A 13,652-nucleotide genomic window follows, 5' to 3' on the forward strand; every position below is an offset into this window, starting at 1 on the left:
ATTTTCTTTATAAAGAACAACAAGTGAAATTAGCGGAATATATTTTGGCCCTACATCCATTTTAGTTCTTTATAGAGAACATGTCAACATACGTCTTCGCATATTCCTCATGTTGCAACAGAACCCAGGTATGTGACTGAGGATTTATTCGTTTCTTGCATCTGATTTCCCAATAAACTGGCAAACAATCCTTCTTTTTCTCCCGTTAATTGGGTATATCCGCCACTTTGAATAATTCTTCCTTTATCTAACACTATGACTTGATCAGCATTTCGTATCGTTGATAAACGATGAGCGATGACGATGATCGTCAGTTTTCCTTGCAGTCGCTCCAGCGCTTCTTGTATCTTCGCCTCATTCTCTGAGTCAAGCGCACTGGTTGCCTCATCCAATATAAGGATAGATGGTTTGCGCAGTATTGCTCGGGCTAATACAAGCCGTTGTCTTTCTCCGCCGGACAGACGGATGCCTCTGTCACCAATCAGCGTATCGAGTCCCTGTGGAAGTTTATTGACGAATTCGGCTGATGCAGCAAACTCGAGCGATTCCCACAGTTGTTCCTCGGTTGCGCTTGGATCAATCATCAGCATGTTATCCCTTATGCTTCCGTTAAAGAGGAACGGATCCTGGGGAACATAACTAATGGATTTTCTCAAAGATAATAAATTAGCTTCCGTAAGGGGAACTCCATCCATAAGTACTTGCCCTCTCTCCGGCTTCAGCAGCCCCATCAAGATATCGATTAAGGTGCTCTTACCTGCGCCAGATCGACCGATGATCGCTGTCATTTGCTTGGACGGAATGCGTAAATTTATATCTTGGAGGGCATATAACTGTTCATTACGATTATACCGAAAGGAGACATCGCGACACTCGAGATATTCCTCAATACGTATCGGCTTCTCATGGTTATAGTCGCTAATACCCTTGATTTCCCTGGCTTCCATACATTCATTTTGCAATTCCTTCAAAGACTTAAAAGCTGGTATTGCCGCAGAAATTTGCTCCAAATTCGTTTGAACACCCTGGAATCGCGGCCAAAGCCTGAAAAAAATGAGAATGATCAACATGAGTTGCTGACCTTGGTTTTGAAAGAACATGTTAGATGCATAGATAAAAAATCCAATAATTAATGCTGACGAAATCTTATAATACAGCTGTGAATTTGCACTTAACTTGGTTTGTTCAAATCGTTCCTGACTGAATCTTTGACTCCAATTTATGAGCCAAGTTCGGCGCGATTCCTCCAACATATTGCTTTTGATGTCTTTAATTCCATTAAAATGGTCCGTAATCCCCCCGATATAACTGCGTCCGAGCTCTAACGATTGATTCCCCAACATTCTTGATCGTTTAATAAATGTCCGGGAAAAGAAGGAAACAGCCAGCCCGCAGATTAACACGAATACCGTCAACTTTGCGGATAAGAACAAAGCGATTCCAATTTGAATCAGGGTAAATACAATAGAGGTTAGGAATTGAAGGAAGACGTAAGTTCCACTAGTCACGTGTCCCAATTCCCCTGTCAGCGAATTGATCAGGTCCGATTTTCTTTTCTTGATGAAAAAATCCCAGTTCGCCTGAAGTAAAGCGTTATAAGTCTCTAATCTTACATGATTAATAAAACCAGTATGAATTCTGATATCCCGGAGATTGAGATTCCGCTGGATCAAACTTTGACCTGAGATAAGTATGACGTACATGCCCACGATCAACAGTAGTGCCAGTGGTTTAGGAATCTCATTGAAAATTTCAAAGATACCTAAATGAGAGATCCATCCCATATTCATATTCATATTCATGATTCCGCTGATATTCAGTAGTGGGAGTAATAAAAAAATTCCCATACCATCAAGGAAACTGATTAACACCATCCCCAGAAGATTCACATATAAAATTTTACCGGCGTAGGCATGCATCTGTTTTGTAAAATAAAAGAGATGTTCCATTACGTTACGTCCCTCTCTGTGATATGGAATTTGTTTTTCGCCAGGCCCACAAGACAGGACGCAAGGGGAAATAGAGGAAGTGCAACCTCTTCGGTAATGTCAGTGTATCGGCATCCTCTGGATAAGGGTAAAAGAAACTCATCACGAAAAGTATTTTTTGTTGCGCTGACATCAGTGAAAATAAATGCTTTTTATGATATTTGGACACGTGCTCCGGAACGGGAGCTGTATGCAGATTTACCATTTGGCGAATGTAAAACAGTGCATCTGCAGCCAAGCGCCTTGCGCGCTTTCCTGTGGTCATTGACTCCATTTCAGCTGTCAAAGGAGTATGCAGCAGCTGCGCAGCCAAAATCATTGCTTGCGCTCCAAGATGAAGCTGTCTATTTTTCGTAAGAAGCGAGTGAAGCTTGGCAAAATCAATAGGTTGTCTGGTTATCCGGTCGATATCCGCCAACCAGCGAAGCCGCGACCATCCATGCCGTGCCCCATGAGAAGCAAGAAATAGAAATAAATCCTCTCTCCCTAAATAATAGACAGGATGACTGGTAATCTTGCTTATCCGTTTTCTTTCCCATAATTCATCAAAACCTGGCTCTTTCCCGGGCCCTGGGCCTAATCTCCAATGAATTTCGAGTGTAACCCTTGTATCAGGGTGGATAAAGGTCGCATGATGATGTCTCCATTTCCAATCATCCAATATCGTATTGTATTCTTCTTCTTTCACATAGCCTTGACTTCTGAGCAGTTCCTCGACTTGGTCCACATGCTGCATCGGAATCAGGATATCCAAATCACGGGATGTACGAAGGGATACATTTCCATAAAGGTCATCTGCAAGAACAGGTCCTTTCAAGACGATCGTACGGATGTCAGACTCGGAGAACAGCTTACAAATTTGCTCCATCTCTGCACTCAATCGCAGCATGTTAAAGGTGTTTTCTTGATAATCCTTTTTCAGAGCATTCATGACATACGCGGGGACCCAAGCTGAATCTGTTTGCCGAAGACTGGTATATAGCAGGGAAAAAACCCTATGATGTCTTGCGAGCTGCAGAAAAGCTCCCCAATCGATTTCATTTGCCTGGTCTTGATCTTTCCATAACATAGATTCCCCTTTATCCATTCTCATAATGGATAGCAGTAACGTCAATTCATTTGAAAAGTGCATCGAATCCGAACGGAAATCGTTTTCCATCTTAATCCCCTTCATTCTCTATTCACTTATATATTTGGCAAACTTGCCGACAACTGCGAATCGTTCCATTCCTTCTGCTCCGGTAATATAGAAGGGTCCGCTGCGAAGCCAAGCATGAGCAACCATTTTACCTGAATCGTCCCGACCGGTCCCTAAATAGAGCGTGCTTTCGATCTGGCGCTTTTCAAGCATTTTCAAAGCGGCTATCGCTTTAACCAAACATTTGCTATCCCACAAGGTATGTTGACTCATAATCTGAATCACATCGTGCACTTTCAGCAATGTTGCTGTGTGCTTGTGGAGCTGTACATTCGAAGTTTCCTCCATTTGCGCTCCTAGTGAAGGTGCGACTTTAGAAAAGGGCAGGAAGATAAGAAACCGCGCCCATCCCAAATATAAAAAAGCTTCTATAAAAATAAGCATTGTTTTCGTATCTAATGAAAGAAATTTTTTTACCTTATTCAAATTCCCCATTGATTTTCCCCGCTTATGTGGAATAAACATTCGAAACTACGAGTTAGCTTCTTCTTCCACGCCAATTAACTTTTCATCCATTAAATGTGTCAAAAAAGAGATAACCTGTTGTTCACACTCGCTTTGATCCACCTCATAATCGGCCACTAAGTTTGCAACTAACTGCGTAACTGCAATTGGCTCCTCGATTGCATCCCAAATTTTCCCGCCAACTTCACCTAAATTGTAATATTTTCCATTATGAACGCTCAGCATCACTTTTTCTCCGCCCATATCACTTACAATGTTTCCTTTACCTTGGACAACAATGTCCTGCAGCGAAAGCGCTTGGTTTTTGATCATGATCTATGCCTCCAAATTTAATGTCTCCATAATCGTTGTTACTAATTGAGGCGCCGTGAAGCCAGATGTCGGGCGGCTTAGTTGGAACATCTGAACGTTATTTACAATACTTGCAGAAGTGTTAAAATGCCATTCGGTCAATCCTAAGTCCGGAATAAGGAAATTACGATAGGTATGGTAGAAAAGGGTTTTGAATCGTTCAAGTTTTGCGATTTGACGAATAGTAATCTCTTTATCCTCTGTTTTTACTAGTTCAAATACGCCTGCAAGCGGTAAGGAGCCAGTAAAGTATTTAGAGGACACGGGGATATAGTATTTATCCACTCTCCCGTATAAGGATTGGTACTCACTCGACTCCATGCCGAAGTTAGTGAGACTATCCTGCCATAGCTTCTGCTGGGGATATGATGAAGTAACATAGGGCATGTTTTCCCCTGAAAGCCATACAGCAATGACATCGTCACTTAGCAGCTGATAGCCTTCGTTAAGGAAAGCTGAGGCCAGTGTGGACTTCCCTGCTCCTGAATCTCCGATAATGGCATATGCTTTTCCTTGAATGGCCACTAAACTGCCATGCAGCGGAAATATCTTCCTTTGCATCAAGATGACACCCATACAAGTTCCTAGAATAAGAAGTCGAATCTCGCCGTCTTCCGCTTCTTTCATAGGTGAAAACGTGATCCTTTTTCCTTCTTTGATTGAAAAGGTAGCAATTTCAGGAAAATGAAATAGGACTACATGATCTTTCACTACAAATTGATGAGGTTCTTCCGTTAGCTCATAATATAGCCTGGTTAGATCTACATCCATTTTGATTTCGATATCGATTTCTTCTATTTGCTCGTCCATTATCGTCAATTCCGGTAAAGCGACATCACTTAAAATCGTTAAACCGAAGGCTTTGTAGACGACTTTTTTTTCGACTTCTATCATTTTTTCACTCCAATGCATCCATTATTATGTTAAAGGCCCTTATACTATCTTGATGTATAAGGGCTTTTAACATATGTACGAATTCGTAAGTAGCTTTGAATCTAAATCAATCTTAGCTCCATGTTAATTGGTCTTTAGGAGTACCTGTCGGATAAGCATGATCAAGGTGGTTACCATTTTTCGGATCAAGCATTGTTTGATTAACATCCAATACTTCAAGCTCAGGTTTCAACCATTCTTTTTTCATATATTTCACCTCCTTTCAAGCAAATTTTTTCATATATCGATATAGAATTAAACTGCGCATTAGAATCTTATAATCAGGATCCGTAGCGTCTTCTGGTCGGGCTCCACCCTCAGCCTTTAAGAGCGCTGCTTGGATGACTTTACCATCCAGAAACTTTAGAATGGTTTGGTCTGCACTAAGCTTCCTCAGCTCATCTACAAATGTATCCCAGTACGGAATCACCCGATGCAGCCAGTCCGCTCCTTGAACTCCCCGATAATGTTGATTTAGCCTCACTTTATCAGGCAATAATTTCTCTGTGGACCTTCTGATAAGAGCTCGATCCAAGCCTTTTTGAACATACTGTTCTTCGGGCACAGATAAACAAAAACGGATGACGCGCAAATCGTTGGTTGGATCCCGCTGCCATAATGAATAACGCAGGGACAATTTCGTTGTCAGCGTATTCGTAGCATTCCAATGAAACACATCTGCAAAATGCCTTCTTCTTAGTTCATAAATATTCGATGTGGAGAACCACCCTGTATGATCGATGCCATACTCGCTTAATCTTTTGAAAACATTCGTCCTTTGCGCAAATTCATCATTAATTATTCTTGGAAATATATAGGGTTTATCTGTAGGAAAGAGCCGATCAATAAATGGAAATGCTACTCTTGCCACAACAGGAAGTCTTCGTAATCTGGGTCCTCCCATGGTATTGCTATAGTGATGCAATTCTTGGATAAGGTGAATCCACTTTATCTTTTTCAAAAGGAGCGCATAATGGTCTAAGGCAGATCCCCATGATATGCTTAAGTTCCCTCTCGCACCGCTTAGCAGTACTCCGATCCCTTCCTCTCGGGCCTTCTCAAACATACCTTTGAGCCAAAAGGAGTTTTCAAAGTATTTGTATGGCATCTCCATCATTTCCAGGTAATCGTCGATTTCTGAGTAGGAGTTCGCCCCCTCAAAGGCTAAATAATGGTCTCTGATCCCACCTACGTGCTGCACAGTCGATTGAATAAAAGGTCTTTCATCAGGCATTAGGTGTCTAGGTGTATAATCTTCAAAATCATTTGGAGGAATATAACTGAATGTATGCAGTTGTTTCTTTCCCGCACGCAGAGCCTTTGCTGCAAAGCTAACGATTGAGCCTGAATCTAATCCCCCGCTCAAGTGAGCCCCCACGCCACGGTAAGTACGCAAGCGTGCTGTTACAGCTTGTTGAAAGACTTCTTGAAACGCTTCTACATACTCTTCATTTGAGCTTAGTTTTAATGGCTTCCCAGGGGTTATGTTACAATATCTGGTAAGCGTTATTTGATCTCCAACTACGGAAATGCTGTGAGATGGAGGTACTTGTTCAATATGTTTATTTGGCGTTAATGAAGCATCCACCGCATCAACCACTGAAGTGATAGCCAAGTATTCAGCGAGCCATTGTTCATTCAACTCTCTCTTCACATAGGGTAACAACAGCAGGGGTTCAATGATCGTGCTGAAAGCAAATCGCTCGCGATTCCGGAAAAAGTACAGTGTTCGACTTCCAGAAAAGTCTCTTGCACCAAAAAGCCGCTGGTTTCTTTCATCCCAAATCATGAAAGCAAAGTCACCCACTAAATATTTCGGCGAGTCTACTCCCCATTTCAGGTAAGCAAGCAGTATCAGCTCGCTGTCAGGCATTTCTTTTCTCCGGCTATGCTCCACTTGCAAGAATTGAAACAATTCATCACGATTATCAATGATCGCGTCTGCTGTAATGGCCAGCTTTCTTTCAGAATCATAGTACGGATTTCGTTCACCGACCGATTCGGGTGTAATCCACTGTGCATGACAGCCTAGGAACACTTTCCCCAGCTGCAAAGTCTGAACATCATCGGAAGGATACTTTTCGAATCCTTGCATCAATCTAAGGCCATGTTCAGCATTCACTGGCTCTTGATCTAGGTGAAAGATTCCGGCTATTGCACTCATTCGTTTCCTCCACAGTTCTATATGATAAAAGAGAATCTCTCTCTTTTGTCGTTCTCATTAAAGAACGTTTCTTTGCATGAATTTACTTCTATTGGCTTACATGACGATTTCAGAATTTCATTTACATTCCTAAAGTCGTTCTTTATCGAGAACAACCTCAGAATATCATCTTCTATCATCACTGTCAACAACTTCCTACATCTTTTTGATCTTATGCGAAAACCTCATATTTCCTACGCTATACGTGAAATTAACGAGCGCTGCCCAGGTATGCTTTAGCGAATCAAAATCGAAAAATTCATAATAGATCCAATTTACATATTGCATGTATGTCTTGTAATTTCGATCTCTAATTGCATTGTATTGCCACCAAAGGTTGATTCCTTTTTTAACGGGCAGCTCTTTAATGCCTGCTAGATGCGGAAAGTGGTGGTAAACAATGGCTAGTGTCCTGACGGTCCTTCTCAAGGTTTTGTGGGCAGCAGCGTCCTTCTGTAAACGGATGTAATCAATTTTGTCCTGCAGGATATGGATCATCTGGATGATATCCAAAAAATATTTAAGAGAACACAAATTATGCCTCCAACCGTGCAAACAAATCATATAAAACGTGTGGTAATCCGATAATTCCTTGATATACCGGTATGATCCTATGGCTGTGGCTTGCTCCCAGAATTCATCCATATTTATATCAGATGTTTTTTCTTTCATCAAATCCCAATGTAACTCAATTGTCAGAGGAATTGGTGAATCAGGTATTTCTTTACTGAAGCTCCAATGGAAATGAGAAGGAATCCGTTCCTGCTCTATATACCCCAGTGATTTTACACAATGAATAGCTCTTTCCAGATCAAAAGGTTGCACCAAAAGATCAATATCGGACGTACCTCTAGCTCCTAAGTGTCCAAAATACTTTTCAGCAAAGAAAGTGCCTTTAAGGGGGATTGTCTGAATTCCCGCTTCTTCAAGTTTTTCTAATGCTATTTTCGTTTGACTTCGGATAAACATATTTTGATATAAGGTGCCTTTATATTTTTGTTGTAACCGTTCCTGAAAAAACGGCGGCATTTGCACCAATTGTCCCCGCTGCTTTAATAACCAATACATCTGCGGTGATATATCAAAAAACTCAATATCCTCGAGTGCCTTCTCAAAAAACGCTATATCCTGGGGTATGGGGACTCTTGGATCATATAACGCTTGTATCAAAGTAATGATCAACGAGCTCTCCCCTTTTCTGAAATCCCTTCTGATTTAAACTGCGATACAGTCCATACTCCATCATTAAATCGTGATGACGTCCTGTTTGGACAATTTTCCCTTTGTCCATGACAATGATGACATCAGCATTTTGAACAGTCGATAATCGATGTGCAATGACAAGCGTTGTGCGGCCAGTCATTAATCTGTGTAGAGCTTCTTTTACTTGATGTTCTGTCTCATTGTCCAAGGCGGAGGTAGCCTCATCCAGCAGGAGGATCGGGGCATTTTTTAACACCGCGCGGGCAATAGCCATACGTTGTTTTTGTCCACCGGACAGCCTTACCCCTCTTTCCCCAATTTCAGTGTCATAGCCATGAGGAAGAGATATGATGTAAGGGTGGATGTTGGCAATCGTAGCAGCCTGCATCATCTCCGCATCCGTAATACCCTCTCGAGCTAATAGGAGGTTTTCCCTTATCGTACCGCCAAATAGAAAGGTTTCTTGAGAAACATGGGCAAATAAACTCCTTAATTCGGAAGGCGAGAATGCTTCACTAGAACGATCATCAATGAAAATCTTACCGAATTGCGGTTTGTAAAATGCTAAGAGCAGATTAAATAATGTCGTTTTCCCTGCCCCGCTCAAACCGACTATGGCAACGACCTTTCCGGCCGGGATCTGCAAATTTAAATGGTCAAAAATGTTGTTATGCCCATCATAGCTAAACGTGATGTCCTGAAACTGAATAGACTTCTCCAATGGCAAAGATTGGACGGCTAACGGTAAATCAGTTGATTCTGTTGGTTGCTCCAAGATTTTGAGTATTCTTTCCATAGCTGAAGATGATCTTTGAAAGCCTGCCCATTGTCCGGCGAGCTCTGTCAATGGATAAACCAAATGGTTAACTAGGTTAACAAAAATCAGCAAGGAACCTACTGATATTAAACCTAATGACACGTAATACGAACCCATGCAGAGACTTACAAGAAAAGTTATCGTAGAAACAGCATGCCCCCCTACATAAAACCATCCACGCAATTTTGCATTCCTTAACTCTAGGGCATAGAGTTCTTGATTTTTACTAACATATTTCGCAAATATTGATTTTTCCATGGTAAATGATCGAATGACTTGCAAACCATGAAATGTTTCATTTAGAAGGGTACTAATATTTCCTATCAGGTTATGAACCAATCTGCCGTTGTTACGGAGTAATAAACCGAAGATAATACTAAATAGCATAGCAATCGGAGCGACTAGTACGCAAATGAGCGCTAATTTCCAACTAATTTGCATCAAATAAATCAAAACAGCTAAATAAATAAAGGGGAGTCTTATAAGGTCAATTAGGCTTCTGCCAATAACACCGTTAATGTTATGAATATCATTGGAGAAGTGAGACATTAGCTCACCAGAATGGTGGTTGGAAATATGCTTTCCAGATAGAAGCAATATATGTTTAAATAAGTGTACTGAAAAATCCCTCTTCACAGCATTTGTTGCAATGGTTTCAAAAACGGTATTCAGATAAGTCGAAGAAATACTAAGAATAACAAAGCTAATGCCAATTGGAATTAACCACTTCATTCGTACGAAATTACTTTGAATAGCAGCGTCCGTCAGGTTTCCGAAGAACCAGGAATAGGCCAACGTTAGGGTGATATCAACGAATAACAAGAAAAAGAGAATGGCATACGCCTTCCAGTGCTGCAGCATATATGGACTCAGTAAGGTGTAGGTTCTCTGAATATCCTTGAAAGTTATGTATTCCCTTACGGTAAATAGGTACCTTCGTATTATTCGAGTCATAGGTCACTCCATAGAAAGTCTAGGCTTGCGTGCTTTCTCTTCGATTTAAATAAACTCTTAGCAATAGCGATATCATAGGGAATGCGAGGAGAATTTGGCCCCAAACATATGAGGGTAGACTCGATACATGGATGATCCGCCCATTCCGCCTAATCCAGGTCATCTTGCCAATTAACTGCTCCAGTGCAATAGCCTCATCATGCGCTAAGTTGGCATCTCCCTTACAAAGGTAATGCAACTGCTCGTTCCTAGTTACCAATCGGCAAAAACGATGGGCGACTAAGTTTCCATGAGGTGTATGAAATAGGATGATATCGCCTTTCTTCAGGTTTGCAGCCTGCGTGGAGACAAAACGGCAAATATCCCCCTTCTTGATAAAAGGATACATACTCGTTCCACGAGCTGGAAGCTCGATCCATCCTCTTTTATCAATTGCATGAGTAATGATCTGTACAAATTCCTTATGAAACTCCATGTTGAACCAAGCCGCGTCCAATCATATCGTTCAAGAACGCTTCAATATCTTCTTCAACCGTCTCGTCGACGAATTCGTACTCCTTTCGAATTGCTTCGCTAATAGAGCTAACCGTCTGAGCTGCGCCAAGCAATGACCAGCAAAATCCACCCACTCCGTTTAACTTCGTTAAGGTATACTCATCTGTGTTCAAAATAATCCATTCCATATCTAATTGAATAGACTCATAATCATTCATCCGAAGGTACTGGGTCATTACGAAATCAACTCCCAAAATGTATCGTTTTTTTGAAAATGCAGCTCGCAAATCGAGACCGAGTTGACCAATTGCTGCAACAATTGAAGTATGCCCCCGATTTCTTCAGGGCTGTGAGACCAATAAAACACTTTATCCATGAGATGAAGGAATCCATTCGACTTACTAAGCGGAACGATGTGATTATCGACGGCCTGATTCAATAAATAAATCCCTGCTAACGGACTATTTTCTTCTGCGCCTGTTGTTCGGTCCAGCTCACTTCGAAATGGGGAGTTAAAGATGGTCACCTTATCCGGCATAATTTTGACAACAGTTGCTTCATCGGAAAGAAGGTTACGAGGCATTGATAGTTTAGCGGCGGTAGATTTACCAGCACCTGAATGGCCTGCAAACAGATACGCTTTTCCCTTATCCATGACGCAGGAAGAATGAATTAACAGTCCCCACTTGTGATGAACCACATAGGAGCTGTACATATTCATTAGGGCATGCTTTAAAGCCAATTCATTGTTTACGGAAATAACAGCGTAACGATAATCCAATTCTGCTTCGATCAAATAATCAGCCCTGCGGAAGGAGACGCTATCGACTTCTTTGGTAATTTCGACGTCATAATCAACAAAGGAAACTCCATATCCCTCTTTGAGATAAATAATGATATCAGGCTTACTTACGATCAGATCCGCAGCTGGGAAATTCTTACGCATGATGCACATTAATGCTTCTGATTGACAAATCAATTGAATGGCATGCTCACCAATTTGTGTATGAAAGAGTTCCATGCTTCATCCCCTGAGGTCGAATTGAAATTCGAGGTCAATAGCCTATCACTATTGACCTCCTTGGACAAACTTACTTATTCTTACCGTTACCGTTGCCGCCTCCGTTACCATTATGCGGTCCGGTGTACGGAGGGTTCGGATAATTAATGCCGCCATTCCCTGTACCCGGGTGATTCAGGTTACCGTGGCCTTTATTCCAGCTTTGAGTTGTCTCAAAACGAACCGGTTGTTGACTTAAAACCATGGGGCGCGCATACAATTTTTGTTCCCTCTTCGCATTTTCTTCCATCGTTTCACTCTCCTATCGTTTCAAAGTTTGGATAAGTCGTCTTGCTTCCCCGAAGGGTGTATCAATAATTTCGTATATACGAAGATATACCGTTGTTTCAAACCGATCCAAGTCAAAATTAATAGTCTGTGTGCCGCTAACCAGCTTGTTCTCACCCGTAAACGAAAGAACCTTCGTTACCATAATTCTGTTTTTGGCATCAGCCAATTCGAGCCTCATCTTGGAGAAGCTTTGATCGACGACGACCTCATCCTGAAGTTTGATATTGAAATCCAAATTCAGCTTATACGAGTAGGGTAAGCTTCCAGATCCCATATTGTAGTTGGCCCCTGTGGACCAATCGTTCAAAGTAACTTGAAAAGGGTAGAAAGCAAGGGACTTATCGCTTGTCTCTTCCATAACCTTTGTTTTGAAGGCAGCCAGCGGAATATTGTAGGGCTCAACACTCTTCGTATCCAAAATCTGCATGGCCAACTGTTCACCTGTCTCCGTGCTCGGAATGATAAATGAATAGTAAATGACGTAGCTTATATTCGGAATAAGCGTTTCTACCAGCGTACTTTGTCTGGTGCCTAAGTATTTATTACCGCTTTTGCTCGACAGCTCCGCCTGGAAATGAGGAACCTGCAATGGACTTTCGCTATGGTTGAGCAGCTTGAACTTAGCAACTGCTGCTTTGAAGCCGCCGCCAGCGCTTTCATGCAATTGCAGATCAACCATGGATACATCTACTTCAGGCCGAATCAACTTGTATAACGGATCAAACTTAATCGGCTTATTCCATTCATACTCTAATAAAGAATTCAAGTAGCGCAGATTACTGGCAGCTTCCGGCAATGCAATCGTCAATCTGCCTATTAAATAATTGTTGTGCGTTTTGTCATCAACCGCAAAGTCTTCGGGTGTAAGGATGGATAAGCTTTTCAGTTCCATCCTATTCCTGACCGGTATGGCATAGTGGACATATTGCTGCTCACCTGGTTCAAGTAACAGCTTATCTTGTTCGAGCCGTTTGCCGGCATACACTTTCTTCTCAGATACCCCGTTTATTCGAAAATCGGGTATCGTTGTTTTCTTATCTCCCTTATTCGTTGCAAGCAAACCTACAATCGTCATAGGGCCATCTGGTGTATTTTGTTCATTCAGGCTAACCGGTTTGTATTCTACTGTGCTCGATAACACGGGAATCGTAAACGTATCTTCCCATTTCTTCATCATGGCGGGATCAGAAAGGACAGCCTTCTCCCCTTTCCATTCTATGGCGGATACGGGAATAGATATGATTCTCTTTTCTTCTTTGGGATAGACGAATTCATCCACATCCAACCACGAGAGTTCGGTTAATGAGAAAGTGTCATAACGATCAACAACATTCATATAACTAAGCTCGGCAGTTTCTTTAGGTTGAATATTTTTGACATTAGCTTGACTAGGACGCATGATATATTCCAAGCCTTCTTGTGTCTTGACGCGAACCTCATATTCCGGGACCCCAGTCAAGCGGTCTCCATCGTTAAATATGCGGACAACGGCGGCAATCCTAGTTCCTTCAGAGGATGATTCATTTAAAATACTTTTAACTTCCACCTTGATCGCATCGGTAAGTTGATAGCTAGTCGTACTCGATGACTGCGTATATTTCTCATCTGCCAATGCATGAAAGGACGCAGATGGAATCACGAGAGAGACGGATAAGATGAACATGACCATGGTATGTTTCCAATTTATTTTCAAT

At 41.7% G+C, this 13,652-nt stretch carries 14 protein-coding genes; all 14 read right to left on the reverse strand.

From position 1 onward, the window contains the following. Positions 1–107: 107 nt before the first annotated feature. On the reverse strand, positions 108–1,949 hold the full coding sequence (locus ACBP55_RS32945) for an ABC transporter ATP-binding protein (protein WP_464647742.1): 1,842 nt from the start codon (positions 1,947–1,949) through the stop codon (positions 108–110). 4 nt (positions 1,950–1,953) lie between these two features. After that, the gene (locus ACBP55_RS32950) at positions 1,954–3,147 is read right to left on the reverse strand and encodes a nucleotidyltransferase domain-containing protein (protein WP_464647744.1); all 1,194 of its coding nucleotides are present in this window, start codon (positions 3,145–3,147) and stop codon (positions 1,954–1,956) included. Positions 3,148–3,165: 18 nt separating this feature from the next. After that, positions 3,166–3,621 carry a lasso peptide biosynthesis B2 protein gene (locus ACBP55_RS32955; protein ID WP_464647745.1) on the reverse strand — a complete coding sequence of 152 codons (456 nt, stop codon included), beginning with the start codon at positions 3,619–3,621 and terminating at the stop codon, positions 3,166–3,168. Positions 3,622–3,657: 36 nt separating this feature from the next. Further along, the gene (locus tag ACBP55_RS32960; protein ID WP_464653507.1) at positions 3,658–3,966 is read right to left on the reverse strand and encodes a lasso peptide biosynthesis PqqD family chaperone; all 309 of its coding nucleotides are present in this window, start codon (positions 3,964–3,966) and stop codon (positions 3,658–3,660) included. Beyond that, entirely contained in the window at positions 3,967–4,896 is a 930-nt protein-coding gene (locus tag ACBP55_RS32965) for an HPr kinase/phosphorylase (RefSeq protein WP_464647747.1), read from the reverse strand. 112 nt (positions 4,897–5,008) lie between these two features. Then, complete coding sequence (locus tag ACBP55_RS32970; protein ID WP_261302588.1) at positions 5,009–5,143, reverse strand: paeninodin family lasso peptide; 135 nt, start codon at positions 5,141–5,143, stop codon at positions 5,009–5,011. A gap of 15 nt (positions 5,144–5,158) precedes the next feature. Further along, positions 5,159–7,099: a lasso peptide isopeptide bond-forming cyclase gene (locus ACBP55_RS32975; protein WP_464647749.1), complete on the reverse strand. Its 1,941-nt coding sequence runs from the start codon at positions 7,097–7,099 to the stop codon at positions 5,159–5,161. Positions 7,100–7,294: 195 nt separating this feature from the next. Beyond that, the gene (locus ACBP55_RS32980) at positions 7,295–8,320 is read right to left on the reverse strand and encodes a nucleotidyltransferase family protein (RefSeq protein WP_464647751.1); all 1,026 of its coding nucleotides are present in this window, start codon (positions 8,318–8,320) and stop codon (positions 7,295–7,297) included. Beyond that, positions 8,289–10,112 carry an ABC transporter ATP-binding protein gene (locus ACBP55_RS32985; protein ID WP_464647753.1) on the reverse strand — a complete coding sequence of 608 codons (1,824 nt, stop codon included), beginning with the start codon at positions 10,110–10,112 and terminating at the stop codon, positions 8,289–8,291. The genes ACBP55_RS32980 and ACBP55_RS32985 overlap by 32 nt, the downstream gene beginning before the upstream one ends. 19 nt (positions 10,113–10,131) lie before the next feature. Further along, the gene (locus ACBP55_RS32990; RefSeq protein WP_464647755.1) at positions 10,132–10,587 is read right to left on the reverse strand and encodes a signal peptidase I; all 456 of its coding nucleotides are present in this window, start codon (positions 10,585–10,587) and stop codon (positions 10,132–10,134) included. Continuing rightward, the gene (locus ACBP55_RS32995; RefSeq protein ID WP_464647757.1) at positions 10,574–10,843 is read right to left on the reverse strand and encodes a PqqD family protein; all 270 of its coding nucleotides are present in this window, start codon (positions 10,841–10,843) and stop codon (positions 10,574–10,576) included. The genes ACBP55_RS32990 and ACBP55_RS32995 overlap by 14 nt, the downstream gene beginning before the upstream one ends. Next, positions 10,843–11,628 carry a hypothetical protein gene (locus ACBP55_RS33000; protein WP_464647759.1) on the reverse strand — a complete coding sequence of 262 codons (786 nt, stop codon included), beginning with the start codon at positions 11,626–11,628 and terminating at the stop codon, positions 10,843–10,845. The genes ACBP55_RS32995 and ACBP55_RS33000 overlap by 1 nt, the downstream gene beginning before the upstream one ends. A 70-nt stretch (positions 11,629–11,698) precedes the next feature. Then, positions 11,699–11,917 carry a hypothetical protein gene (locus tag ACBP55_RS33005; RefSeq protein ID WP_464647761.1) on the reverse strand — a complete coding sequence of 73 codons (219 nt, stop codon included), beginning with the start codon at positions 11,915–11,917 and terminating at the stop codon, positions 11,699–11,701. A gap of 12 nt (positions 11,918–11,929) precedes the next feature. Continuing rightward, positions 11,930–13,651 (reverse strand): hypothetical protein, encoded by a 1,722-nt coding sequence (locus ACBP55_RS33010; protein ID WP_464647763.1) that lies wholly within the window; start codon positions 13,649–13,651, stop codon positions 11,930–11,932. Position 13,652 lies beyond the last annotated feature (1 nt).

The organism is Paenibacillus sp. WG02 (assembly GCF_055396115.1).

Excerpts from the sequence above, each read along its gene's own strand:
- ACBP55_RS32945 (WP_464647742.1), bottom strand. The coding sequence starts at position 1,949 with ATGGAACATCTCTTTTATTTTACAAAACAGATGCATGCCTACGCCGGT.
- ACBP55_RS32950 (WP_464647744.1), bottom strand. The coding sequence starts at position 3,147 with ATGGAAAACGATTTCCGTTCGGATTCGATGCACTTTTCAAATGAATTG.
- ACBP55_RS32955 (WP_464647745.1), bottom strand. The coding sequence starts at position 3,621 with ATGGGGAATTTGAATAAGGTAAAAAAATTTCTTTCATTAGATACGAAA.
- ACBP55_RS32965 (WP_464647747.1), bottom strand. The coding sequence starts at position 4,896 with ATGATAGAAGTCGAAAAAAAAGTCGTCTACAAAGCCTTCGGTTTAACG.
- ACBP55_RS32970 (WP_261302588.1), bottom strand. The coding sequence starts at position 5,143 with ATGAAAAAAGAATGGTTGAAACCTGAGCTTGAAGTATTGGATGTTAAT.
- ACBP55_RS32975 (WP_464647749.1), bottom strand. The coding sequence starts at position 7,099 with ATGAGTGCAATAGCCGGAATCTTTCACCTAGATCAAGAGCCAGTGAAT.
- ACBP55_RS32985 (WP_464647753.1), bottom strand. The coding sequence starts at position 10,112 with ATGACTCGAATAATACGAAGGTACCTATTTACCGTAAGGGAATACATA.
- ACBP55_RS32990 (WP_464647755.1), bottom strand. The coding sequence starts at position 10,587 with ATGGAGTTTCATAAGGAATTTGTACAGATCATTACTCATGCAATTGAT.
- ACBP55_RS32995 (WP_464647757.1), bottom strand. The coding sequence starts at position 10,843 with ATGACCCAGTACCTTCGGATGAATGATTATGAGTCTATTCAATTAGAT.
- ACBP55_RS33000 (WP_464647759.1), bottom strand. The coding sequence starts at position 11,628 with ATGGAACTCTTTCATACACAAATTGGTGAGCATGCCATTCAATTGATT.
- ACBP55_RS33005 (WP_464647761.1), bottom strand. The coding sequence starts at position 11,917 with ATGGAAGAAAATGCGAAGAGGGAACAAAAATTGTATGCGCGCCCCATG.